The 24,133-nt window shown below is 63.3% G+C and carries 23 protein-coding genes; 14 read left to right on the top strand and 9 right to left on the bottom strand.

Annotated elements, in window-relative coordinates:
* Positions 1 to 254 precede the first annotated feature (254 nt).
* The 3 genes from AAF563_11410 to mltG all read left to right on the top strand — a co-directional run bounded on the left by AAF563_11410 (position 255) and on the right by mltG (position 3,025).
* Positions 255 to 491 (top strand): acyl carrier protein, encoded by a 237-nt coding sequence (locus AAF563_11410; GenBank protein MEM7121877.1) that lies wholly within the window; start codon positions 255 to 257, stop codon positions 489 to 491.
* A 180-nt stretch (positions 492 to 671) separates the two neighbouring features.
* Positions 672 to 1,949, top strand: coding sequence for a beta-ketoacyl-ACP synthase II (gene fabF, locus AAF563_11405; protein ID MEM7121876.1), 1,278 nt, complete (start codon positions 672 to 674; stop codon positions 1,947 to 1,949).
* Between the two features lie 125 nt (positions 1,950 to 2,074).
* A complete protein-coding gene (gene mltG, locus AAF563_11400; protein ID MEM7121875.1) occupies positions 2,075 to 3,025 on the top strand; it encodes an endolytic transglycosylase MltG in 951 nt (316 codons plus the stop codon).
* Between the two features lie 30 nt (positions 3,026 to 3,055).
* On the opposite strand, the gene AAF563_11395 is transcribed toward mltG, so the two are convergent.
* Positions 3,056 to 3,838: an SDR family NAD(P)-dependent oxidoreductase gene (locus AAF563_11395; GenBank protein MEM7121874.1), complete on the bottom strand. Its 783-nt coding sequence runs from the start codon at positions 3,836 to 3,838 to the stop codon at positions 3,056 to 3,058.
* Between the two features lie 102 nt (positions 3,839 to 3,940).
* Between AAF563_11395 and AAF563_11390 the strand changes: the two genes are divergently transcribed.
* On the top strand, positions 3,941 to 4,825 hold the full coding sequence (locus AAF563_11390) for a YicC/YloC family endoribonuclease (protein ID MEM7121873.1): 885 nt from the start codon (positions 3,941 to 3,943) through the stop codon (positions 4,823 to 4,825).
* A complete protein-coding gene (gene gmk, locus AAF563_11385) occupies positions 4,822 to 5,472 on the top strand; it encodes a guanylate kinase (protein MEM7121872.1) in 651 nt (216 codons plus the stop codon). The genes AAF563_11390 and gmk overlap by 4 nt, the downstream gene beginning before the upstream one ends.
* A gap of 9 nt (positions 5,473 to 5,481) precedes the next feature.
* Here gmk and AAF563_11380 read toward each other — a convergent pair whose 3' ends face one another.
* The 6 genes from AAF563_11380 to lptF form a co-directional block, all read right to left on the bottom strand.
* Positions 5,482 to 6,003, bottom strand: a complete 522-nt coding sequence (locus tag AAF563_11380; GenBank protein ID MEM7121871.1) for an N-acetyltransferase — start codon at positions 6,001 to 6,003, stop codon at positions 5,482 to 5,484.
* Between the two features lie 209 nt (positions 6,004 to 6,212).
* Complete coding sequence (gene rsmA, locus AAF563_11375; GenBank protein ID MEM7121870.1) at positions 6,213 to 7,097, bottom strand: 16S rRNA (adenine(1518)-N(6)/adenine(1519)-N(6))-dimethyltransferase RsmA; 885 nt, start codon at positions 7,095 to 7,097, stop codon at positions 6,213 to 6,215.
* 24 nt (positions 7,098 to 7,121) lie between these two features.
* Positions 7,122 to 8,384 (bottom strand): peptidylprolyl isomerase, encoded by a 1,263-nt coding sequence (locus tag AAF563_11370; protein MEM7121869.1) that lies wholly within the window; start codon positions 8,382 to 8,384, stop codon positions 7,122 to 7,124.
* A 77-nt stretch (positions 8,385 to 8,461) separates the two neighbouring features.
* Positions 8,462 to 10,642, bottom strand: coding sequence for an LPS assembly protein LptD (gene lptD, locus AAF563_11365; GenBank protein ID MEM7121868.1), 2,181 nt, complete (start codon positions 10,640 to 10,642; stop codon positions 8,462 to 8,464).
* Positions 10,639 to 11,778, bottom strand: a complete 1,140-nt coding sequence (gene lptG / locus AAF563_11360; protein MEM7121867.1) for an LPS export ABC transporter permease LptG — start codon at positions 11,776 to 11,778, stop codon at positions 10,639 to 10,641. The genes lptD and lptG overlap by 4 nt, the downstream gene beginning before the upstream one ends.
* On the bottom strand, positions 11,739 to 12,863 hold the full coding sequence (gene lptF, locus AAF563_11355) for an LPS export ABC transporter permease LptF (protein MEM7121866.1): 1,125 nt from the start codon (positions 12,861 to 12,863) through the stop codon (positions 11,739 to 11,741). The genes lptG and lptF overlap by 40 nt, the downstream gene beginning before the upstream one ends.
* Positions 12,864 to 13,084: 221 nt before the next feature.
* Between lptF and AAF563_11350 the strand changes: the two genes are divergently transcribed.
* The 8 genes from AAF563_11350 to AAF563_11315 all read left to right on the top strand — a co-directional run bounded on the left by AAF563_11350 (position 13,085) and on the right by AAF563_11315 (position 21,037).
* Complete coding sequence (locus tag AAF563_11350) at positions 13,085 to 13,501, top strand: SxtJ family membrane protein (protein MEM7121865.1); 417 nt, start codon at positions 13,085 to 13,087, stop codon at positions 13,499 to 13,501.
* A 15-nt stretch (positions 13,502 to 13,516) separates the two neighbouring features.
* Positions 13,517 to 15,352 carry a carbamoyltransferase gene (locus AAF563_11345; GenBank protein ID MEM7121864.1) on the top strand — a complete coding sequence of 612 codons (1,836 nt, stop codon included), beginning with the start codon at positions 13,517 to 13,519 and terminating at the stop codon, positions 15,350 to 15,352.
* Entirely contained in the window at positions 15,333 to 16,409 is a 1,077-nt protein-coding gene (locus AAF563_11340; GenBank protein ID MEM7121863.1) for a GDSL-type esterase/lipase family protein, read from the top strand. Before AAF563_11345 ends, AAF563_11340 begins: the two co-directional genes overlap by 20 nt.
* A 122-nt stretch (positions 16,410 to 16,531) precedes the next feature.
* Positions 16,532 to 18,001 carry a leucyl aminopeptidase gene (locus tag AAF563_11335; protein ID MEM7121862.1) on the top strand — a complete coding sequence of 490 codons (1,470 nt, stop codon included), beginning with the start codon at positions 16,532 to 16,534 and terminating at the stop codon, positions 17,999 to 18,001.
* Positions 18,002 to 18,007: 6 nt separating this feature from the next.
* On the top strand, positions 18,008 to 18,478 hold the full coding sequence (locus AAF563_11330) for a DNA polymerase III subunit chi (GenBank protein ID MEM7121861.1): 471 nt from the start codon (positions 18,008 to 18,010) through the stop codon (positions 18,476 to 18,478).
* 82 nt (positions 18,479 to 18,560) lie between these two features.
* Positions 18,561 to 18,983, top strand: coding sequence for a nucleoside-diphosphate kinase (gene ndk, locus AAF563_11325; GenBank protein ID MEM7121860.1), 423 nt, complete (start codon positions 18,561 to 18,563; stop codon positions 18,981 to 18,983).
* Positions 18,984 to 19,010: 27 nt separating this feature from the next.
* Positions 19,011 to 19,964, top strand: a complete 954-nt coding sequence (locus AAF563_11320) for a D-2-hydroxyacid dehydrogenase (GenBank protein ID MEM7121859.1) — start codon at positions 19,011 to 19,013, stop codon at positions 19,962 to 19,964.
* A complete protein-coding gene (locus AAF563_11315; protein MEM7121858.1) occupies positions 19,964 to 21,037 on the top strand; it encodes a histidinol-phosphate transaminase in 1,074 nt (357 codons plus the stop codon). Before AAF563_11320 ends, AAF563_11315 begins: the two co-directional genes overlap by 1 nt.
* A gap of 203 nt (positions 21,038 to 21,240) precedes the next feature.
* On the opposite strand, the gene purN is transcribed toward AAF563_11315, so the two are convergent.
* Both purN and purM read right to left on the bottom strand, forming a co-directional pair.
* Positions 21,241 to 21,882: a phosphoribosylglycinamide formyltransferase gene (purN, locus tag AAF563_11310; protein ID MEM7121857.1), complete on the bottom strand. Its 642-nt coding sequence runs from the start codon at positions 21,880 to 21,882 to the stop codon at positions 21,241 to 21,243.
* Between the two features lie 8 nt (positions 21,883 to 21,890).
* Entirely contained in the window at positions 21,891 to 22,964 is a 1,074-nt protein-coding gene (gene purM, locus AAF563_11305) for a phosphoribosylformylglycinamidine cyclo-ligase (protein MEM7121856.1), read from the bottom strand.
* 138 nt (positions 22,965 to 23,102) lie between these two features.
* Here purM and AAF563_11300 point away from each other — a divergent pair, with 138 nt between their 5' ends.
* Positions 23,103 to 24,128 (top strand): DUF2066 domain-containing protein, encoded by a 1,026-nt coding sequence (locus AAF563_11300; GenBank protein ID MEM7121855.1) that lies wholly within the window; start codon positions 23,103 to 23,105, stop codon positions 24,126 to 24,128.
* Positions 24,129 to 24,133: the final 5 nt, after the last annotated feature.

The following is a 24,133-nucleotide window of genomic DNA, read 5'->3' as shown; positions in this document are numbered from 1 at the left end:
CGTCTACACTGCCGACTTTTCGGCCAACTCGGAGTCGGCCAACTTTGGAACGAGTCGGCCGCCTTTTTTGTCGTGTAAACACTTGGCAGTCGGCCGATTTTTCGCGTCCCGTGCTCCCTTTCGCCTGCCAGACTAAAGTGTGTTACATGGACGCGCCCCGGGGGTAGGGGACAACGGTTTTCAGTCATGCGGCGTGCTTATCAGGAGCGCGCAAGTCACGGAAATTCTTGAGAAATCATGGAGGTTGTGTCCCGATGAGCGATGTGTCTGATCGCGTAAAAAAGATCGTCGTCGACCATCTCGGCGTCGATGAAGCCAAGGTCACGGACAGCGCGAGTTTTATTGACGACTTGGGGGCCGACAGCCTCGATACGGTTGAACTGGTGATGGCGTTCGAGGAGGAGTTCGGTGTCGAAATCCCCGATGACGCGGCGGAAAAGATCCTCACCATCAAGGATGCGATCGATTACATCGACCAGCACGCCGACTGATCCGGTGTCGCCCTTTGAGCAGATCCTGTTTTGATGACATCGCTTCGCGATGACATGAAGGCAGGTGAATCTGCTCACCTCATGGACGCAGAGCGGATTCACATGGTTAGGTGGAACCGCCAAACGGTTCAACCTAACCATGATCCGCTCTAGGCGACGGATCGGCGGGGTCCGCTTCTGATGCATAACGTTGATCAACGACGGGTGGTCGTCACCGGCATGGGCATGGTGACGCCGCTGGCCGATGGCGTCGAGCACAACTGGACGCGCTTGGTCGCAGGTGAGTCGGGCATTCGCCGCATCGACAGTTTCGACACCAGCGATCTGGCGGCCAAGATCGCCGGCCAGCCGCCGACTGGCAACGAGCCCTATGCGTTTCGCGCCGACGACTATGTCGACACGAAGGACCAGCGCAAAATGGATGACTTCATCATCCTGGCGCTTGCCGCCGCCCAACAGGCGGTTGAGGATTCTGGTTGGAAGGCCGAGAGCGAAGAGGATCAGCACCGCACCGGCGTCATGATCGGCTCGGGTATCGGCGGGCTGAAGACCATCTCGGAAGCCTCCATCCTGCTGCAGGAGCGCGGACCGCGCCGGGTGAGCCCGTTCTTCATTCCGTCATCTCTGATCAACCTGGCGTCTGGCCACGTCTCCATCCGCTACGGCTTTAAGGGGCCGAACCACGCCGTGGTGACGGCATGCTCGACCGGTGCGCACGCCATCGGCGATGCTTCCCGGCTGATCAAGTTCGGTGACGCCGATGTCATGATCGCCGGTGGCGCCGAAGCGGCGGTCTGCCGTTTGGGTGTTGCGGGCTTTGCCGCGTCTCGCGCGCTCTCAACCGACTTCAACGACGAGCCCGAGCGCGCGTCGCGCCCATGGGACAAGGCCCGCGACGGCTTTGTCATGGGCGAGGGTGCCGGTATCGTCGTTTTGGAGGAGCTTGAGCACGCCAAGGCGCGCGGCGCCAACATCTATGCCGAGGTCGTTGGCTACGGCCTCTCCGGCGATGCCCACCACATCACCGCGCCGGCGGACGACGGCGATGGCGGCTTCCGTTCAATGAAGAGCGCGATGGCGCACGCTTCGCTCAACCCTGAGGATATCGACTACGTCAACGCCCACGGCACGTCGACGCCGTTGGGTGACGAGATCGAGTTGGGTGCGGTCAGGCGCTTGTTTGGGGACGCGTCGTCGAAGATCTCGATGTCGTCAACAAAGTCGTCGATCGGGCACCTTTTGGGCGCGGCCGGCAGTGTTGAGGCAATCTACGCGGTCATGGCGGTTAAGAACGACGTGGTACCGCCGACGCTCAATCTGGAAGACCCGTCGGAGGCCTGCGACGGCATGGATCTCGTGCCTTTGACGGCAAAGGAGCGGCCCGTGCGTGCGGCGCTCAGCAACTCCTTCGGGTTCGGCGGCACCAACGCGAGCCTCGTGGTCGCCAAGGCACCCTGAGGGGGACGCTTCTGTCTCCCGCCGACGACGATCCCAACCAAACGAACGGAGGCGGCCGCCCTGCCGATAAACCCGTTCGCAAACCGAGTGCCTTCAACCGCTGGGTCGGCGGTTTCTTCTCGGTTGTGGTTCTTGTCGCCATCGGCGCACTGGCCGGTTTCCTGTGGTTCGATCAGCAGTCGCGCGATCCGGGGCCCCTGGAGAACGAAACGACGCTTGTCATCCCGCGCGGGACCGGCGTCGGCGCGATCGCCGACCTTCTGGCCGAGGCCGGCGTCATCAACGACTCCCTGCTGATGGTGCTGCGTGTGCGCTGGCGCGGCGAAGGCCGCGAGCTGAAGGCCGGTGAGTACGTCTTTGTCCCCGGCCAATCGTTGGACGACGTCATCGATTACCTGTCGGATGGCAGGACGGTGGTGCGGAGAATCAGCGTACCCGAGGGCCTGACGACCATGGCCGTTCTGGACCTGGTCCGTGCCGCCGACGGTCTGACCGGCGAGATCGAGGCCGAGCCCGCAGAAGGTTATCTGCTGCCCGAAACCTACCATTACGAACTCGGCGATACCCGAACGGCTGTCATCCAGCGCATGGCATCCGCCATGACCGGCACGCTGGAGGAGCTGTGGCCGAACCGTGATCCCGGCATTCCCCTGGATTCGCCGGAGGAAGCCGTCATCCTCGCCTCCATCGTCGAAAAGGAAACCGGTGTGCCGGAGGAGCGGGCCCATATCGCGGGCGTGTTCTTTAACCGGCTCGCCCGAGGCATGCCGCTGCAGTCTGACCCCACCGTCATCTTCGCTCTGACGGAAGGCAAGGATGAACTGGGGCGCGCGCTGACGCGAGCCGACTGGGAGTACGAGCACCCCTATAACACCTACCGCAACGCCGGGCTGCCGCCGGGACCGATCGCCAATCCCGGGTTCGACGCCATCTACGCCGTTCTGCATCCCCAGGAGACCGACGATCTTTACTTCGTGGCCGACGGTACCGGCGGGCATGCTTTTGCTCGCACGCTCGACGAACACAACGACAATGTCGCGGCGTATAGAGAATGGTTGAGAAATCAGGAAGAATAATATTAAGAAACAATACGTTAAGAGGATATTCTAAGGTCGATTGTTAGATTGCTCATCCGCTGACGGTTTACGCGGCATGCCGCGGAACAGCCGGTCGGTCCAGGCCGGCGGTAGGGCGCCGGCGGTAAGCGCCGCCAGGTAGACTGGCCAGGGAAACGCGATACGCGCGCGGTTCTTCATCAAACCGCGCTTGATGATCCGTGCGGCCTTGTCAGCCTCCATCAAAAACGGCATGGGATAAGGGTTGCCGTCGCTCATCGGCGTCCTGATGAAGCCCGGACAGATGACGCTGACGCCAACTGCGTCGCCTGCCGCCCATCCACGCAGCGCTTCGCCCCAGACCCTGACCGCTGCCTTGCTGCCGCAATAGGCAGGCGCGCCCGGAAAACCGCGAAAGCCAGCCAGCGACGACATGACCGCCAGTTGGCCCGATCGTCGCGGGCGCATCGCTTCCAGCGCCGGAAGCAAGGTGTTGAGGGTGCCGTCGACGTTGACGGCGAAGACATGGCGCGCCTGGGCTTCGCCTTCGCCCGCGCCGCCGGTGCCCGCCGAAACGCCGGCATTGGCGATCGCGAGCGTAAGCGGGGTCGTGGCGTCGCAGTCGCGCACCCAAGCGGCCATGGCATCGCGGTCGGTGACATCCAGGGCTGCCGTCTCGACAGTCGCGCCGCTTTGCCGGCAGGCAGCGGCGACAGCATCCAGGCGCTCGGCGTTGCGGCCGCCCAGAAACAGGTTCGTGCCGCTATCGGCATAGGCGTTCGCCAGGGCGGCGCCGATGCCGCTGCTGGCGCCGGTGATCAGGACGCCGGGCATGGGCGGGGCAGGTGGCCTTGTTGGGTCATGGCGCCTGAGTATATACAGGTGCCGCCGGTTGACCGGCATCCAACCATCCGTCGGCGGCGAGCGGGGACAGCCGTGGCACTGCAAAGCATGACAGGATTTGGCCGCGCCGAAGGCGGCGACGGCACGGTGTCGTGGATCTGGGAAGCGCGCAGCGTGAACGGCAAGGGCCTTGACGTCCGCTGCCGTCTGCCGTCCGGTTACGACGTCCTGGAGCCACAGGCCCGCGAGGCGGTCACGGGGCGCCTCAACCGCGGCAACGTCTCGCTGACCCTGAATGTCGACACCAATCGGGCGGCGGCGCCGCTGACCGTCAACCAGGAAGCGCTGGACGCGGTGCTGGCGGTCGCGCGTGATGTCGCCAAGCGCGAGAAGCTCTCACCGCCCAGTGTCGACGGCCTGTTGCGGCTGCCCGGCGTGCTGGAGACCGACACCTCGGAAGATCCGGAGGCGCGTGACGCCCGCCATGTCGCCATGCTCGCCTCCTTGACCGAGATGCTCAAATCGCTGGTCGACGCGCGCGCCAACGAAGGTGCGCGCCTTAAGGCGGTGCTGGACGGTCTGCTCGACGACATTGAAGCGGGTGTAAAGCAGGCCCGCGACCACGAGGCGGCCCAGCCGCAGGCGATTCGCGATCGCCTTCATGAGCAGATGAACGAACTGCTGGGCGCCGACACGCCGGTTCCAGAGGAACGCTTGGCCCAGGAAATCGCGCTTTTGACGACCAAGGCCGACATCCGGGAGGAACTCGATCGCCTGGACAGTCACATCACGGCGTTTCGTGACCTGCTCGGCGGTGAAGAGGCGCCGGGTCGGCGCCTTGGGTTCCTGTGCCAGGAACTGCTGCGCGAGGCCAACACGCTGTGCTCCAAATCGTCCGACAGCGGTTTGACCGCGATCGGGCTTGATATGAAGGTCGCCATCGACCGTTTGCGCGAACAGGTCCTGAATGTGGAATGATGAACGGTAGTCTCGTCCAGCGCAGGGGTTTGCTATTGGTCCTGTCGTCGCCGTCCGGGGCGGGCAAGTCGACCATCGCGACCACCTTGCTCGACAGCGAGGACAACCTTGTCCTGTCGGTTTCGGCGACCACGCGGCCCAAGCGGCCGGGCGAGGAGGACGGCACGCACTATCACTTCACCGACGCCGATGCGTTTGCCGTGATGGTCGAACGCAACGAGCTGCTGGAGCATGCGCTCGTCTTCGGTCACCGTTACGGCACACCGCGCGCGCCGGTCGAAGCCGCGCTCGAGCGCGGTCAGGACATCCTGTTCGACGTCGACTGGCAGGGCGCTCAGCAGTTGCGCGACCGTATGCCGGCGGATCTTGTGCAGGTTTTCGTCCTGCCGCCATCCGCGAGCGAATTGCACGACCGCCTGCGCAGTCGCGCATCCGACCCCGAAGACGTCGTGCTGCACCGCATGAGCCGCGCCAGTGACGAAATGTCCCACTGGGACTCGTATGACTACGTCGTCATCAACCAGCACCTTGAAACGTCGGTAGAAGCGGTCCGTGACATCCTGCGCGCCGAACGGCTACGCCGCGAGCGACAGATCGGCCTTGGCGCCTTTATCAACGACATGCGCCGCGAGCTGGACGACAGTTAACAGAAGGCGTCAGGCAAACCGTCGGTCATCGGCATCAAACGTGTCGTCTGATCGAACGCAGCCTCCTAGCCCGTCAAGCGCGCCGGGCGTCAGGCCCAGCACCTGCAGGCGGTCGCGGTCTTCGTATTCGGCCAGCGTGATGCCAAGCGGAGCGGCGGCCACAAAGCCGTAGCGTTCATAGATCGCGAGATCACCGATCAAGACGACGATGCGATGGCCCTGAGCCTGCGCGCGCTCCAGGCCATAACGGATCAACAGACGACTGATGCCGCGGCCCCGATGGCTTGGTTCGATCGCGACGGGGCCAAGTTGGATGGCCTTGACGCCGGCCCCGATCATCACCGGCCAGAACCGAATGGTACCGACCAGGTCGTCGTTCTCCAGGGCGACCAAGCTGAGCCCGGGCACGGGATCGCTCGTCGCGCGCAGCCGCGCCGCCGGGCTATCGGTCATCCGGTTGCCGAGCGCAAGCCGCGCCAATGTCTTGACGGCTTCCTCGTCTGAGAGCCGCTCTTCGATAATGTGAAACAAGGTCTGAAACTCCGGGTCGTCGAATCTATGCCAGGTCTTCAGGCAGGTGCCGATCGACCGGCGTCGACGTGATCATCCCGAAAAGGGTACCCAACCACCAACGCCAGGACGCACGGCCGCGCGCCTCTTGAGAGGGCGTCGTCGTCGTCGTCGAATGGCAAGGCAGGCGGTCATGGCCGATCCCGGTTTCGCGAAGAAGCGGTGGCGATTTACACCAACTGGCCGTCCGCGCCAATCGGTTTGTTGATCAGACGCCCGTAGGCCCGCGCCAAACGCGCGAATTCCTCAATCTCCAGCTCCTCGGCGCGCCTTCCGGGCTCGATCTCGGCCACCTCAAGGAGACCATCTGGATCATCAACCAGGGCGCCAAGCGCGTTGCGCAGGGCCTTTCGGCGTTGACCGAAGGCAGCCTTGGCGACGTCCGATAGGCAGCGGGCATCGGCCGGGTAGGCGGGCTGGGCCATCACGTCCAGGCGGACGACGCTGGCGGCGACCTTGGGCTGCGGCACGAACGCGCGCGGCGGCACGTCGAAGCAGCGTTTGACCGCGCAGCGCCACTGGGTCGCGACCGCCAGCCGGCCGTAGTCCTTCGTGCGTGGCTGAGCGGTCAGCCGCGCGGCGACCTCGCGCTGAAACATCAGGGTCATCGACGCGATCGGTTCTGCCGCCTCCAACCACGCCATCAACAGCGGCGTGGCGATGTTGAACGGCAGGTTGGCGACCACCGTCAATGGTTGATCGGAAAGACCCGACAACGGTGTTTCGAGCGCGTCGCCTTCGACGATCGTCAGCCGGCCGGCTGCAACGGCGGCGAGTTCGTCCAGCGCCGCAATCGCGCGCCGGTCCTTCTCTATCGCCGTCACATGATTGGCGCCGGCGCGCAACAGAGCGCGTGTCAGGCCGCCGGGCCCAGGCCCGACCTCGACGGCGTGTCGACCTTCAAGCGGACCGGCGACTTTGGCGATGCGGTTGAGCAGGTTCTCGTCGAGCAGAAAGTTTTGGCCCAGCGACTTGCGCGCCGCCAACCCATGACGGGCGATGACGTCGCGAAGCGGCGGCAGATTGTTGAGTGCCGCCTGGTTGCCGGAAGTCACAGCAGAGCGCACCGCTTCGACGCTTTAGATGCGGATATCCACAAATGCCTGGCGCCTGAGGTCACGCAGGTAACCACGCGAGACGAGATCGAACTGCTCGTCTTCCAGGGTCGCCAGGATCTCCTCACGAGTCGGCAGACCGCCATCGGCCTCGCTGCGCTCACAAACAATCAGCACATGGTAGCCAAGTTCGGTGCGCAGGGGTTCGGAGGCTTGCCCCGTCGGAAGCGTCTGGACCGTCTCTGTAAACACCGGCTGCAGTTCGCTCATGCGCAACGTGATCGGTGGGCTGATCTGGGCAGACGGAAATGTCCCGCCAAGCGTATCCAAGTCACCGCAAGCGGCGATGGCGGCCTGGACCTCCCCGGCTTGCTGCTGAAGTTCTTCCTCGTTTGCCGCGGCCTGCACGGGCAGCAGGGCCTGGCGGAGAACGAACGGCGGATCGGGGTCATCGCCGCCGAAGCCGACGCGCTCGTCGCGCAGCAGGATCAGGGTGTAACCGCCGATCACGCGAATCGGCTGGGACATCGACCCCGGTGACATCTCTGAAATGACGGCACGGAGCTCATCCGTCAACTGGGTCTCGAAAATCCAGCCGAGGTCGCCGCCGTTCGCGCTGCTGGCGCTTTGCGAGAACTGGCGCGCGATCGCGGGGAAGCTGGCGCCGGTGCGGATCGCGTCGGCCAGGCGCTGCAAGTTGGCGAGAATCTCGCCTTCGCGCGACGGTTCATCGACGCCCAGGAAGATCTCGGCCAGCAGATACGAATGCTCGTCGGCGCTTGCCTCGATGCGCTCCAGAATTTCGGTGATTTCCTCTTCCGTGATGTTGTCGTCGCGCATGCGGTCTTGAACCAGGCGTGTCCACACGATTTCCGCCTCAAGCTCGCTCATCAGCGCGTCGCGGCTCAGGCGGTTGAACGACAGATAGGAGTCCAGTTGACCCGGCTGCAGCCCAAGCGACTGCTCGACGAGCTGTGCCGCTGCATCCAGCTGCCCCTGGCTGACCTCATAACCGATCCGCGCGCCTTCCTGAAGCTGCAGGCGCTCGTCGATCAGGGTTCTCAGGACCTGTGGAAACAAACGCTGACGCGCCTCCTGGGTGTCCTCCAGATTGGCGGTCACGAACACAATCGCCATGCGTTCGAACACGTCCAAAACCGAAATCGCGTGGTCGTTCACAACCGCGGCAATGCGGATGGAGTCTTGCGCGCGAAGCGGCTGCGATACCAGTGCCAGACCGACAATCAACGCGATCGAGGCGACGCTGCGGATAATAATCTTGCTCACGAACATCGGATTAGGTCGTTTCCCGGTCCCAGACCTTGTGACGAGAAGTTGGGTGAAATCAAGGCAGACATTCAGTGTTAGCCCAGCTGCTTCAGGCGGATCGTCACCAGGAAGGTCGTATCCGGCTGAACATCACGGTTTTCGGTGAAACTGCGATCGACGCCGGCCTCGATCACGATGCACTCGTTCTCGTAGAGTAAACCCGCGCCATAGGAAATGGTGCCGGCGCCGGTCAGGTCCTCTCGCCAGTTGCCTGTCGCGCCCCATCCGTCGCCAAAGTCAACGATCGCGCTGGTGAAGAGTTGCTCGCGCTCTTCGGTAGTGTCGACGACCAGGTTGGGGTCGTCTTTGAGGCGGACGTAAGTGGCGCTGACGCGAAGCCATTCCGGGCCCGTCGTAAAGCCCAGTTCGCTGCGCCGCACCGCGAAGCTCTCGTTATCGATCCGGAACCGGTACAAAAGGTCCAGGTATTCGTTGGGGCTGACCAGGACACGGCCGACAAAGTGCGAGAAGTGGGCGTCCAGACCAGTGCCGGGCGAGAAGGTGTCGTCTACTCGCGCACGATAAACCTGGCCGACCAGAACCTCGGTCCGCCCGCCGTTGGCGCCGAATGCGCCGAGGCGAATGCCGTAGTTGATCCTGGGTCCGCCCTCGACCCGGTCGATGCCGGGGAAGCGGTTTTCCGAGAACAGGTTGATATCGTCGAACTCGAAATCCTGGCTGTCCTCGTTGGGGATCTCCGCCGGATTGCCGCCGTTGGGACTGATCACGCCCATGACGATCGGCTCGATCACCTGTTGGACGCTGCCTGACTGGCGAACGAAGGGATAGCGCCACTCAACCGACGCAACCGGCCAGATACGTCCTTCGAAACCCGAAAAGTTTGGTTGACCGTTGCCGATCACAAGATCGTCGACGTGGTAGGCATCACCGCGAAGCGATGCCCTCAACGTGAAGAGCTGGCCGTCATCGGAAAGATATGGCAACTCGTATCCGGCGCCGACAGACACGCGCTGCGTGTCCGTGCCGTCCTGGCGTGTCAAGGCGAGTGCGCTGGAATCGAGTGTGAAGAAGCTGCCGTCTTCCGCCGGATTGGTCACAATCTGATGTTCGAGCCAGGGCAGGACAACGGGTATCTGGTCTTGATCGTCGCTCGCGCGCAACCCCTGAAACACATAGGACGACGCGGACGCGTAGGAGCGGTTGCGGAAGCCCTCGACATAGACATCGGATGTCAGCGTGTCGACGTTGTCGAAGTTGTAGCGGTCCAGGAATGTGTCGTCAGAACTGCGGTATAGGTCGAAGCCGTAGCGCCAGGTGCTGTCGTAGTTCCACTGACCGTCGCCCTTGATGAAGTAGCGGAACTCGTTGCCGTCCAACTCCTGGCCGGTGTTGTCGCGCGCTTTCGTGTAGGTCAGTGCACCGTCAAGTTCCAATCCGCCGGCGCCGGTTAGGGCCCGGTACTCGCCCAGAAACACCGGCGCTTCCTTGGTCAAAAACATGGTGGTGAAGGTCGCGTCCTGGTTTGGCGCCAGGTTGAAGTAATAGGGGACGTTCAAGATCAGGCCGAGGTTGCTGTTCGAGCCGTAACTTGGCGCCAGAAAACCACTTCGCCGCTTAACCGTCGGGTCGGGGTGACGGAAGTAGGGCGAATAGCCGATGGGCACACCGAACACCTCGAAGAAAGAATCGTAGTACTCGACGTCTCTGGTCTCCTGGTTGTGGACGATCTTGACCGCCTTGACCTGCCACAGCGGCGCCGCATTGGGATCGTCCTCGCATAGGTCGCACGGGCTGTAGACACCTTTGCGCATCTCGGTCACGACACCGCCGGTGCGCCGCGCGCCATTTGCGGCAACGCGGGTGTTCTCATCAAGCAGGATGCGGATACCGCTGATGACGCCGTTCTTCAGGTCACCCGTCAGTTCCACATAGTCGGAGAAGAAAACCTCGCCGGTCGGCTCCAGCAAAACGATATTGCCGGTCGCGGTGACGATATCGGAGTTCTGGTTATAGGAAATGGTGTCGGCCTGAAGGATGCGCCCGGCACTGGCAATCTCCACATTGCCGCTCGCCGTGACGATCTGCAGTGCCTGGTCATAGCGGATCTCGTCAGCCTGCAGAACGACATTGTCGCTCAGATTGCCGGCATCCAGAAGAGTGCCGCCATCGTCTTGAGCGAGGCCGCCTTGCGGCAGCCACAGCAACAGTGCGGCAACGAGACCCAGCAGGCAGCGCCCATGCCTGCGCTGTGTCATCCATCCTCCAGGTGAAACAAGAGAGCGGTGCCTATCAGGGCGAAAATCGTCGCCGGCGCCCAGGCCGACAAGATGGCTGGCAAGCTGCCCGACATCCCCAGCGCCAACGATACGTCAGAGGTGAAGTAGAGAAGGAAACCCGTCATCAGGCCGGCAAGGATAAATATGCCCAGGCGGCCGCGCCGGGTCAGTCGCAGCGAGAAGCTCGCGGCAACCAGTACCATCGCCGACAACAACAGCGGTATCGACAGAATGGAGTGCCAGTGAATGCGGTGCCGCAGGCCCGAAAAGCCGGCCTTCTCCAGCGACTGGATGAACTCAGGCAGGTCCCAGAACGACATGGTATCGGGCGGCGCGAAGCTGTCCTGGATACGCCCGACTGTCAGTTCCGTATCGATGCGGTAGGTCTTCGCGAACGCGGCGGTCATCTCAGGGCTTGTCACGAGCGCGTCGTCCAACTCCCAATAGCCGTCATGCAAAGTTGCAGTTTTGGCATCGATGCGTTCGGCGAAACGGTCGACGTCCTCATACAGGAAAATGATCACGTCATCCAACTCGGTGCCGCTCTGCGACACCCGTTCGGCATGGATCACCATCTGCTCGTCACCGTCGCCGTCACGCAGCCAAAGGCCGCTGCCGGAGACCGTCAACAGACTGGATTGTCCGCGCAGATACTGCGCCTCCATCTGCTCGAAACGCGAGATGAAGGCGGACGACAGGGGATTGAAGACCGTCACGACGAAGATGCCGAGACAAAGCGCGATTGAGAGCGAGGGCAGCAGAAACTGCCAGACCGACACGCCGGCAGCGCGCGACACGACCAACTCATTTGTTCGTGTCAGCCACAGATAGGTCAGCATGGTGCCGAACAGTACCGCGAAAGGCAGCACCTTCTGGGCGATGTACGGCACGCGCAGCAGCGCCATTTCGATAACGACAATCAGGCCGGCGCCCTCGCGCGACGCCGCGCGATCACCCAGGTTGACGGCGTCGATCAGAAACGCGACGCCCATGATCAGCATGAAAACAAGCCCGATCGAGATCAGGAACTGACGCCCGATGTAGCGCGACAACAGATAGGAGAGCCGCATGACGATCAGGCCTCCGATCGTCGGAAGGTTGGCGGCGATAGCCATCGTGGAATGCGGTTGCGCTGCAGGATCAGCGCCGCCAGCGCCGAGGCCGCGAACGGATAGGCGTAGAAGATCGGCAGGACCTCCGGCGTCTTGACCAACGCGTTGCCAAGCGCGAACGACAGCGAGATGAAGAGCACCGCCGATAGCACCCCGGCCATCAAACGGGGCCATTGCCGGCGGCGGTTGAACTCACCCGAGATCATGGCCGCCAGGCCGATCATGGTGAGTGCGATGACATTGATCGGCGTGATCAGCCGCCGATGGAACTCCGCGGTCAGTTCTGGTCGGTTTTGCTCATCGCTAACCGAGATCGCCGGTCCGATCAGTTCATGCAGATAACGCTCTCTCGGCTCGCGGTAGCGGTCGCCTGGCGGTTCGGTCAGATCCGACAGGTCCAGCGTGTAGCGGTCGAAGAACAGCATCCGGATGTTCTGACCCTCGGTCGAGACTTCCTGACGATTTCCGTTGATCATCAGGAAGCGCGGTCCTTCCGGCGACGAGACCAGCGCGCCCCTCTCGGCCATCATGGTGACCGGGGCGCCTTCCTCACGGCTGTCATGCACCAGGATGCCGAGCACCTCGCCGTTGGGGTTGCGTGCCCGGACATAGACGGTCAGACCATCGATCAGGCTGTTAAAGACGCCTTCCTGCAACAGGATGTGTGAGTAATCAGCGCGCAGGACATACTGCTCGTCCTTGAACGTCCGGAAGCCCGCGGGCATCAGATAGAGGTTGATGGCATAACCCGCGCCCATCACGCAAAGCGCCATCAAGAGCGCCGGCGCAGCAAGCGCCCAATGGCTCAGGCCCGCGGCGCGCAGCACCACCAGCTCGCGATCGGTGTTGAGGCGGTTGTAGACGTAGATGACCGCACAGAAAGCGGCGACCGGCAGAATGATGGCCAGCACGGTCGGCATCAGCAGCATCGTCAGCTTGGCGAAGCTGAAGAACGAGAGGCCCTTGTTGATGATGAAGTCGAGGAAACGAAGTGACTGGCTGAGCCACACGACGCCAGTCAAGGCAACGGTGACGAAGACCACCGTCGACCCCAGCTGACGCAAGATATAGCTAACAAACCCCTTCATTACCGCACTATAGGCATAGCTCTTCGGTCCGAACCAGTGTTGCGAGGCTGTCGTGCCGGGCAAAGACGGCGATAGCGTGACCTGTCCCCATGGCGGTCCCAGTCAGCCACCTTGCCGGTTTTCCTCCCCCAAGGCGCGTGTTATACGGTGCAAACCCGGCTCCCGGCCAGAGGGAGACGAAAAAATATCTGTGATTCAAAGGCTTAGGCGGAGTCTCGCGCATGCACGAAGACCTGAACCGATCCGGCGATGTGAAGCTGGGCTCGGAACGGCAGTTTGGCTTGGTGTTCGCCGCCGTCTTCGTGATCGTGGCACTTTTCCCGCTGCTGGGCGACGGCGGCGTCCGGATCTGGTCGCTTGGTATCGCGGCGGCCTTTGTGATTGTCTCCTTCGTCTATCCCCGCTGCCTCAGGCCGTTCAACAAGCTGTGGTTTCGCTTCGGTCTGTTGCTACACCGGGTCATGAGCCCGGTGGTCATGGGTTTGATGTTCTTTGTCGCGGTGACGCCGACCGGCTTCATCATGCGCACCCTGGGCAAGGATCTGCTTAGGCTGCGCTTCGATAAGGACGCCACAAGCTACTGGATCGAGCGCACGCCGCCGGGCCCGGCCCCGGACACCATGCGGAACCAGTTTTAGGCCAGCCGCGCAACCATGCGCATTCTCGGCATCTCGGCCTTCTACCACGACAGCGCCGCGGCCCTGGTCGACGAGAGCGGCATCGTTGCCGCCGCGCAGGAGGAACGCTTCACGCGCAAGAAGCATGACTCCGCGTTCCCCGACAACGCGATCGCGTACTGTCTGGAAGAAGCCGGCATCACGCTGGACGATGTCGATCACGTCACGTTCTACGACAAGCCATTTCTGAAGTTCGAGCGCCTCTTGGAAACCTACGTCGCGTTCGCGCCGCGCGGCTTCCAGTCGTTCCGTATGGCGATCCCAGTGTGGCTGAAAGAAAAGCTCTTTCTGAAGGATCTGCTGCGCAAGCAGCTCAAGGCCTATAACGAGGAGTTCGATTGGGCGAAGAAGCTCCTGTTCGCCGAACATCATCAAAGCCACGCGGCATCCGCCTTTTTTCCGTCGCCGTTCGACGACGCCGTCGTGCTGACCATGGACGGTGTCGGCGAGTGGACGACGACGTCCGTCTCGATGGGCGAGGGTAACAAGCTAGAGATCGTCCGGGAGCTTCACTTCCCCCATTCGCTGGGACTGCTCTATTCAGCCTTCACCTATTACACCGGCTTCAAGGTCAATTCCGGCGAGTACAAGGTGATGGGACTGGCGCCCTATGGCGAGCCCGCGTTCAAAGACCTGATCCTCGATAACCTGATGGACGTGAAACCGGACGGTACGTTCCGGCTGGACCAGTCGTATTTCGATTACTGCACCGGTTTGACCATGACGAACCAGAAGTTCGCCGACCTGTTTGGCGGACCGGCGCGCGGTGCAGACGAATTGCTGACCCAGCGCCACATGGATCTCGCCGCCTCGATCCAGGCGGTGACGGAAGAGGTGGTGTTGCGCATGACGCGCTCGCTGGCCAAGGAGACGGGATCGAAGAACCTATGCTTGGCCGGCGGCGTGGCGCTTAACTGCGTCGCTAACGGCAAGGTGCTGAAGGACGGCGCGTTCGACAACATTTGGACCCAGCCCGCCGCCGGTGATGCCGGGGGCGCGTTGGGCGCGGCGCTGGCGACCTATTATGGCCCGATGGGACAACCGCGCGAGATCCAGCAGGGGTCCGATGCCATGAAGGGCTCGTACCTGGGCCCTGTGTTCAAGCAGGAGGACATCGAGGCGCGTCTGGGCAACGCGGGTGGCACGTTTCAGGTTGTCGACGATGCCGACGTCATCGAGACGACCGCGCGTCTGCTCGCCGATCAGAAGGCGGTTGGCTGGATGCAGGGGCGCATGGAGTTCGGACCACGCGCGCTGGGCGGCCGCTCGATCCTGGGCGACCCGCGCTCGCCAACCATGCAGAAGACGCTGAACCTTAAGGTCAAGTATCGGGAGTCATTCCGGCCCTTCGCCCCGTCGGTGTTGCGCGAGGATGTTGCCGACTGGTTCGATATCGATGTCGACAGCCCTTACATGCTGCTCGTCGCCGACGTGAAGAGCGAACGCCAACGTCCCATGAGCACCGACGAACAGGCGCTTTTCGGCATCGACAAGTTGAACGTCCAACGCTCGGAGATTCCCGCCGTCACCCATGTCGATTACTCGGCACGGGTTCAAACGGTGCATGCCGAAACCAACCCGCGCTATCACGCGCTGCTGACCGCGTTCAAGGCGATCACCGGCTGTCCGGTTCTCGTCAACACCTCGTTCAACGTGCGTGGCGAACCGATCGTCAACACACCGGAAGACGCGTTCCGTTGCTTCATGGGCACGGAACTGGATGCGCTTGTCGTCGGCAACTGCGTGCTGATGAAGGACAATCAGGACCCCGCGCTCAAGCTTGAGTACAAGGATGCCTTCGCACCGGACTGAGACGCCGTCGCGCTGGCGCCGCATGGGCAAGACACTCGGTATCAACCTGATCGTGTTTCTGGTGTTGCTGATCGTTGTCGAACTCGTGCTCGGCAGCTGGCTCTTCGGGCCGGAGTTCGGCTCGCTCAACGTCGGCATCAACGCCAACCGTGTCGAGACCGAAAGCCCGTACTATCCGGCAGGCACGGCGTTGATTTATCAGCGCGACGAATATGGCTTGCGTGGCGACCACGGCGATCCCTCGGCGATCACGATACTGGCGGTCGGCGGTAGCACGACCAATGACCGTGTCGCGACCGAAGGTGACACCTGGCCCGATGTATTGGAGGAGGAGCTTCGCGCGCGAGGTTATGACCACGTTGTCGCCAACGCCGGCGTCGACGGTCACTCGTCCATGGGCCACATCAAGAGCTTTGAGTTGTGGTTTCCCAACATTCCCGACCTGGCGCCCGAGTACGCGCTGATCTATGTCGGCCATAACGACCGTGGCGTCGCGCCCGGCCAGGTGCCCCAGCCCGACAGCCTGACATCGCCATCATGGTCCCGGCGGCTGAGCACCTACATCCGCAATCACAGCGTCTTCTCGCGCGCGTTCAAGAACCTGAAGGGCTGGATCGCGGCTCACGACATCGATGTCGTCTATGGTGATGTCGACACCAACCCCGAGACGATCTCCTATCAGCCGGTCGCACCCGTCACACCCAATCAAGAGGCGCTGGATGCCTATGGCGAGAGGCTGCGGTTGCTCGATCAGGTCGCGCGCAACTATGGCACCACGCCGATCTACGTGACCCAGCCGGTCGGCCTCGTCCGCGAGGCGGGCGGCGAACTGGAAGAGGTAGCCGGAAGCGGGGCAGGCAGTATCTTTCAGGAGATGCGGGCCTACAACGACGTCTTGCTCGCTTTCTGCCGCGACGTCGGTGCCATCTGTATCGATCTGGCCGGTGAGCTCGTCTTTGATACCCAGGACTTCTATGACGCCATTCACACGACACCCAGCGGGTCGCGACGGATCGGCACCTATCTGGCTGAGCAGCTGCCGGCCCACATCGAATAGAGCCGCCAGGCACTTCCCGTCATGGTGACTTGCAGTAGAATGACCGCGCGCCCAGTATCGGTGCCACCCGCCCGCGGCCTCGCTGGCCGATAGAAACACCACTAAACGCACCTGAGGACACCATGGACTTTGCCTTTGCGACGACTATCCCCGATGACGCCGACGCGCTGATTGTCGGCATAAGCGAGAACCGCGCGTTGCGGCCCGGGGCCGAGGAAATCGACGGGCTGACCGACGGCGCCGTCACCAAGGCCGTCGCGACTGGACGGTTCAGCGGCAAGCGCGATCAGATCCTCGACATCGTCGCACCGGCGGGCATCAGCGCCAGCCGTATCGTGGCCGTCGGCCTCGGCGATTTCGACGACATCACCGATCTCGGGCGCCAGCGCCTGGGCGGCAATGTTGCTGCACACCTCAATCGGGTCGGCGCCAAGCACGCGGCCCTGCTGTCGGTCAAGGCAGCCCACGGCGCCGATTTCTCCCACGGTGTCCGGCTGCGCAGCTATCGCTTCGACAAGTACCGCACCAAGCTGAAGGACGACGATCTGCCCAGCCTGGAGCGCCTGACGATCGTCAGCGCCGACCCCGAGGCGGGCGAGGCCCGCATGGCCCGTCTGGCGCCGCTCGCCGCCGGTGTCGAATTGACCCGGAACCTCGTCAGCGAGCCGGCCAACACACTCTATCCAGAGGAGTTTGCCAGAAGAGCGAGTGAATTGAGCGCGTTAGGTGTCGACGTTGAAGTCTTGGGAGAAGCCAAGATGACCGAGCTGGGCATGGGTGCGCTGCTTGGCGTCGGCCAGGGCAGCGCCCGCGAATCCCAGCTTGTGGTGATGCGCTGGGAGGGCGCCGCCAGCGACGCGCCGTGGCTGGCGGTGGTCGGCAAGGGCGTGTGCTTCGATACCGGCGGCATCTCGATCAAGCCGGCCGGCGGCATGGAGGAGATGAAGTTCGACATGGCGGGTGCGGGCTGTGTCACCGGCCTGATGCACGCGCTTGCCGCGCGCAGTGCCAAGGCCAACGTGGTCGGCATCATCGGCTGTGTCGAGAACATGCCGTCCAGCACAGCCCAACGGCCAGGCGATGTGGTGACCACCATGTCGGGCCAGACGATCGAGGTCATCAACACCGACGCGGAGGGCCGGCTGGTGCTGGCCGACGCTCTGCACTATGCGGTCGAGACCTTCAAACCGAAGCAGGTGATCGATCTGGCGACTCTGACCGGGGCGATCATCGTCGCCCTGGGCAGCTACAAGGCGGGCCTCTTCAGCAACAACGATGAACTGGCCTATGGCCTGGTTGCCGCCGGCGACAAGGTTGGTGAGGAGCTCTGGCGCATGCCACTGGGCGACCGCTACAGCAAGGACATCAAGTCCGACATCGCGGACATGAAAAACGTCGGCAAGGCGCGCGAGGCCGGCAGCACGGCAGGCGCCGTTCTGCTGGAGCGCTTTATCGGTGATACGCCATGGGCGCACCTGGACATCGCCGGTACCGCCTGGGTGAAGTCGGACGAGCCGCTGACGCCCAAGGGCGCGACCGGCTACGGCGTGCGCATGCTCGATGCCTTCGTCGAGGAGCAGTACGAAAGCTAGGACCCGATGAGCGAAATCGGCTTCTACCACCTGCTGCGCACGCCTCTCGAACGGGCCCTACCGAAGCTCCTGGAAAAGGCGGTGTCGCGGGGCATGCGCGCGGTGGTCGTCGCGGAATCCGACGAACGGGCAGAGCATCTGAGCGCGGCCTTGTGGACCTATGATCCCGCCTCGTTCTTGCCCCACGGTACGGCCGCCGACGGCGACCCAGAGGACCAGCCGGTCTATCTGACCGATCACGTCACCAACCCGAACGGCGCCAAGGTCCTGGTCCTGACCGGTGGCGCAGATGCCGGTGAGACATCTGACTTCGAACGCATCATCGACATGTTCGATGGCCGCGACGAAGCCGCCGTGGCCGCCGCTCGTGTGCGTTGGAAAGCGTTGAAGGATGGCGGTCATCACCTGACCTATTGGCAGCAGACTGATCAGGGCGGCTGGGAGCAGAAGGCCGAAGCGGGCGGCGAGGCTGGGTAGTAGACGCTGGCGGTCGAACGCCCTATAAGGCGCGCGAAATTCACACGACCCCTCGTTCTCACCAGCAAAAAGACCGCTCACCATGGCCACCGAACGCACGCTATCGATCATCAAACCGGACGCCACCCGCCGCAATCTGACCGGCAAGATCAACGCCAAACTGGAGGATGCCGGTCTCCGGATTGTCGCCCAGAAGCGCATCGCCTTGACCCAGGAGCAGGCTGAGGCCTTTTACGAAGTCCATCGCGAGCGCCCTTTCTATGGTTCGCTGGTCGCGTTCATGACGTCCGGTCCCGTGGTCGTTCAGGTCCTGGAAGGCGACAACGCCGTTGCCAAGAACCGCGAAGTCATGGGCGCCACCAATCCCGCCGATGCGGATGCCGGCACCATTCGCGCGGAGTTCGCCGAATCGATCGAGGCCAACTCGGTGCACGGCTCGGACTCCGTAGAGAATGCCGCGCGCGAAGTCGCGTTCTTCTTCTCCGACGACGAGATCGTCGGCTAGCACTGACTCGGGGAGGGCGCGGCAATCATGCGTGTCCTCATTCACGAAGCGCAACCGCAGCCGCTGGTCGAGCGGTTGGCGGCGCGCTTTCCCAACGTCGAGGTCTTCGGCTGCGACAGTTATGCCGCGTTGCCTGACGCGCTTGCCGAGACAAAGCCTGAGGCGCAATTCCACATTCGCTTCGAAGAGGGGCCCTATCCATCCGATGCGCTGAAGTCATCGCCGGGTCTGGAGTGGATCGCGATCGGCGGCGTTGGCGCCGATCACCTGGGGGCGTGGGACCCGGCGAGCGTAACGGTCACCAATGGCGCCGGCGTCGCCGCTGAATCGATGGCCTGGTACGTCATCGGTTCGACCGTGGCGCTCGCCATGCGGTTTCCCTTTTTCATGCGCGCGCAGGCGCGCCACGAATGGTGCCCGGGAACCGTCCGCGATCTGCGCGGGCTGACCATGGCGATCGTCGGGCTGGGCAGCACCGGTCAGGCGCTTGCCGCGAAGGCGACGGCGCTTGGCATACGCGTCGTCGGTACGCGCGCCAGGCCGCAAGACATGGCGAATGTCGACAAGGTCCATGCCGCCGACGACCTGCACACCGCGCTCGCCGAGGCCGATGTCGTTGCCGTCTGCGTACCGCGGACTTCACGGACGCTTGGCATGATCGATGCCGCCGCCTTCGCGGCCATGAAGCCCGGCGCCTTTTTGGTCGACGTCTCGCGCGGCGGCGTGGTCGATGCGGCGGCGTTGGAAGAAGCGCTGATCAGCGGCCAGTTGGGCGGCGCGGCGCTGGATGTTTACGATCCCGAGCCGATGCCCGAAGACGCACCGTTCTGGGATATGGAGAACGTGATCATCACACCCCATAGCTGCGCGGTTTACGAAGGCTGGGAACTGGCGGCACTTGATATCTTTGCCGACAATCTCGCTCGACACATGGCCGGCCGGCAGCGTTTCAACATCGTCGACCCGGTGAGGGGATACTGATGCCACTCATTGCGCAATCCCACGTCCAGGCGCTGTCGCCTTATGAACTCGCCGAGATGGGTAAGCCCGGCGCCATCCAACTGGCGTCGAACGAGGCCGCTATTGCCGCCAGCCCGCTTGCCATCGAGGCCGCGCGCGATGCCATGGCGCGGCCGCAGCTCTATCCCGACACGGAAGCGCGGGCACTGCGCGAAGCGCTCGGCGAAATCCACGACATAGAGCCCGAGCGTATCGTCTGCACCGCCGGTTCGATGGAGGTGATCCTCTATCTGGCGCTGGCCTATCTCGGCTCAGGCACCGAGGCGCTGACCAGCCGCTACGGCTATCTGTTCTTCGATACCGCGACACGCATCGCCGGCGGCCGTGTGGTGCGCGCCGAGGAACCGGGCATGACCGTCGACATCGACCACCTGCTGCGCGCGGTGACACCGGAGACCCGCATCCTTTTTCTGGCCAACCCGAACAATCCGACCGGGACGTTGCTGGACATCCAGTCAATCCGCGCGCTGCAGCGGGACCTGCCGGATCACGTGCTGCTGGTATTGGACGCCGCCTATGGCGAGTTTGTCAGCGACCCCGCCTATGACGATGGCTTGGCGCTGGCGCGCGAGAGTTCGCGCACGGTCGTCTTGCACACCTTTTCCAAGATCCACGGTCTGGCCGGTATGCGTATCGGCTGGGCCTATGGTCCGCCCGACGTCGTCGACATGGTGCACCGGCTGCGTCTGCCCAACAGCCTGACCGCGCCCTCACTCGCTGCCGCCCACGCCGCGGTGCGCGACAGCAAGCATGTTGACCATCATCGCGAGCTCAACAACCACTTGCGTGCGATGTTTGAAAGTGCCGTGACGCCGATGGGTCTCAAGGCCGTCCGAGGTCACGGCAACTTCGTGCTCGTGCGTTTTCCCGGCGGTGCCGATCAGGCGGCCAACACCTACGACGCACTGAAGCAGCGCGACATCATTCTGCGGCCCATGGGCGGTTACAAACTGCCGGACTGTCTGCGCGTGACGCTGGGACCGGAAGATGACTTGCAGACGGCGATCGCCGCTCTGCGCGACGTGCTTATCTAAGTTCTATTGAGATAAGGCGAGACAGGGCCGCACCTCTGCCCCTCTCCAACGAGGGAGAGGGCCGGGGTGAGGGGGCCGCGCGCGATAGCGCACTAATCAAACTGGCGACGGCTTACCCCTCACCCTACTTCGGCTATGGCGCTGACGCGCCCAAGCCTGCGTTTCCCTCTCCCTCAAGGGGCGAGGGAAACAACAAGATGCCCTTATGGCAACGGGTTGATCATGAACCCGTTGACGAAGTCGGCATCGTCGATGCGGACGATCTCGTTGCGCACGGTAATCCGGCCTTGCGCGACGAGCTTGAGCGCCAGGGGATAGATCTGGTGCTCGACCTCCAAGATCCGCGCGGCGAGCGTGTCCTCTGTATCGTCCGGCAGCACAGGGACCGCGCCTTGAACGATGATCGGGCCGGCATCCAGCTCCGGACGGCTGAAGTGGACGGTTGCGCCGGAGATCCGCACGCCCGCCTCGATCGCACGGGCGTGGCAGTTGATGCCGGGGAAGGCGGGTAAGAGCGCGGGGTGGATGTTGATCATGCGATCACGCCAATTGCGCACGAAGCGCTCGGTCAGGATGCGCATGAAACCGGCGAGACAGATGAACGAGCAACCGGCCTTGCGTGTCGTACGGTCGAGCACGGCGTCGAAGTCGTCTCGCGTGCTATAGGCCTTGTGGTCGATGACGGCGGTCGGTATGCCGGCCTGGTCGGCGCGGGTCAGCCCCTGGGCGTCCGGGCGGTTCGACACCACCAACCCGATTTCGGCGGGGATGGTGCCGTCGGCGCAGCCGTCGATAAGCGATTGCAGATTGCTGCCCCGCCCGGAGATGAACACCGCAACCTTCATTACCGATCTCAGCCTTTGAGCCAGCCGCTGTCGAGCTTGTCGATCGTCAGCGGCTCCGCCGCGTCGCGCGCGACGAGTTCGCCGATCGGCCATACGGTTTCGCCGCCGTCACGCAGTCTTGCGGCGACAGCCTCAGCGTCTTCCGGTGCCGTGACAACGATCATGCCGATGCCGCAGTTGAAGGTCCGCGCCATCTCATGCGCCGTGATACCCGATCCCTGATGGCCGGTGGCAAGCCATGAAAAGACGTCCGGTACCTGCCATGATCCCGCAGTGATGTGTGCGCTCAAATGGTCGGGCAGGACGCGCGGAATGTTCTCGATCAAGCCGCCGCCGGTGATGTGGCAGAGCGCCTTGACGCCGCCGCCTCTGATCGCCGCCAGGCAGCTTTTGACGTAAATGCGCGTCGGCTCCAGCAGGGCAAGGCCCAGGCTGGTGCCCGGTTGGAACGGTGCGTCGTCGGCTAGATCCAGGCCACGCAGGGCGATCGCCTGGCGCACCAGGGAGAAGCCGTTGGAATGCACGCCGCTGGACGCCAGGCCCAGGATGACGTCGCCGGGCGCCATATCGTCACGGGGCAACAGGCCGTCGCGTTCAACCGCGCCGCAGCAAAAGCCGACGAGGTCGTAGTCGCCGGGCGCATAGAGGCCGGGCAGTTCAGCGGACTCACCGCCGATCAAGGCGCACCCGGCCTGATGGCAGCCCTCCGCGACACCGGCGACGAGGTCGCGGGCGAGCTCGACCTCCATCTGGCCGATACCGATATAGTCCAGGAAGAAGAGCGGTTCGGCGCCCTGGACCAGCACGTCGTTGGCGCACATGGCGACGCAGTCGATGCCGACGGTGTCGTGGACACCGACATCGATCGCCAGCTTCAGCTTGGTGCCGACGCTGTCGGTGCCGGAGACGAGAAGGGGGTCTTCATAACCGGCCGCGCGCGGGTCGAACACGCCGCCGAAGCCACCCAGCGCGGCGTCGGCGCCGGAGCGCATGGTCGCGCGGGCGAGCGGCTTGATCGCCTCAACCACACTCTCGCCGGCGTCGATATCGACGCCCGCGTCCCTGTACGTCAGGCCTGTCATGGCGGCCTCGCTCCCCGAACGACGGTCTGTTATCGTCGGCTCAACATACGTCATGGGAACGTCTTTGCAATGCGGCAAAAGCCTCGCCGATGGGGCCTCAGGCTCCTTGTTCTTTCCGTTGGACTGGTTGTGCTTGTCATGGGCCTCGATGGCCCCCATTCGGCGCGCGCTCAAGATGCCTTCGTCGTCAGTAACGTCATGGTCGACGAAACCGCCGACAGCGCTGATGCCGCGCGCGATACGGCACTCGCCAACGGTCAGCAGATGGCCTGGCGGTTCCTGGTCCAACGGCTGGTCCCGATCGGCGATCAGCAGCGCGCGATCAGCGCCGGGCAGAGCCAGCTCACCAATCTCGTCCGTAGTTTTGGTGTGGATGAAGAGCGTGTCTCTTCAGAGCGTTACATCGCGAACTTAACCTATCGATTTAACGCGGATGCGGTGCGTTCGCTACTCAGCGTGCAGAACATCCCGTTTGCTGAATCGCCGGGTCCGACCCTTCTGGTCCTGCCTGTGCTGATACGCGGTGGCACGCCGGCGCTGTGGTCGGAGGGCGATGCGGTATGGCTGCAGGCGTGGCAGAACGCGCCGCCGGGCCACGGTTTGATCGCGTTACGCGCGCCGTTCGGCGATCTCTCCGATCTCCTATCGCTCGATGCCGAGGACGCGGTACAGGGTAACTGGGCGTTGATGCAGCCCTTGGCTGAGCGGTATGGCGCCCAGGGCGTCTTGGTCGCGACCATCGAGGCGGGCAACGCGAACAATCTGTCGCTGACCACCTATACTGAGGCGATTGGCGAGCAGGTGCCCATCCTCGGTTCGCGCATTGTGCCGTCGCTCGGCGAGGGCGACCTGTTGAATGCCGTCAAAACCGCCGACGACAGCGTCAACGAGACCTGGAAGACGGCCAACCTGCTGGCGCCTGATTCCCAGGACGAGATCGTTGTCGATGTCTCGTTCGACGACCTCGCCAACTGGCTGGAGATGCGCCGGGTCCTCTCCGGCACCGCGCTGATCCAGGATGTCGAGACGATCGTGTTGTCGGCCAAGAGCGCCCGGGTGAACCTGCGCTATCTCGGCGATGTCCAACGGCTGCAGTCGACCTTGCGCCAGCAGGGCCTGGCGCTCGTCGAACGCGGCGACATCTGGCTGATCTACCCGCTTTGACGACC

This window comes from Pseudomonadota bacterium, from assembly GCA_039028155.1.
Taxonomy (GTDB): Bacteria; Pseudomonadota; Alphaproteobacteria; order SP197; family SP197; genus JANQGO01.
Note: the sequence above shows the minus strand (reverse complement) of the source record. Positions and strands in the feature narration are given on the sequence as shown.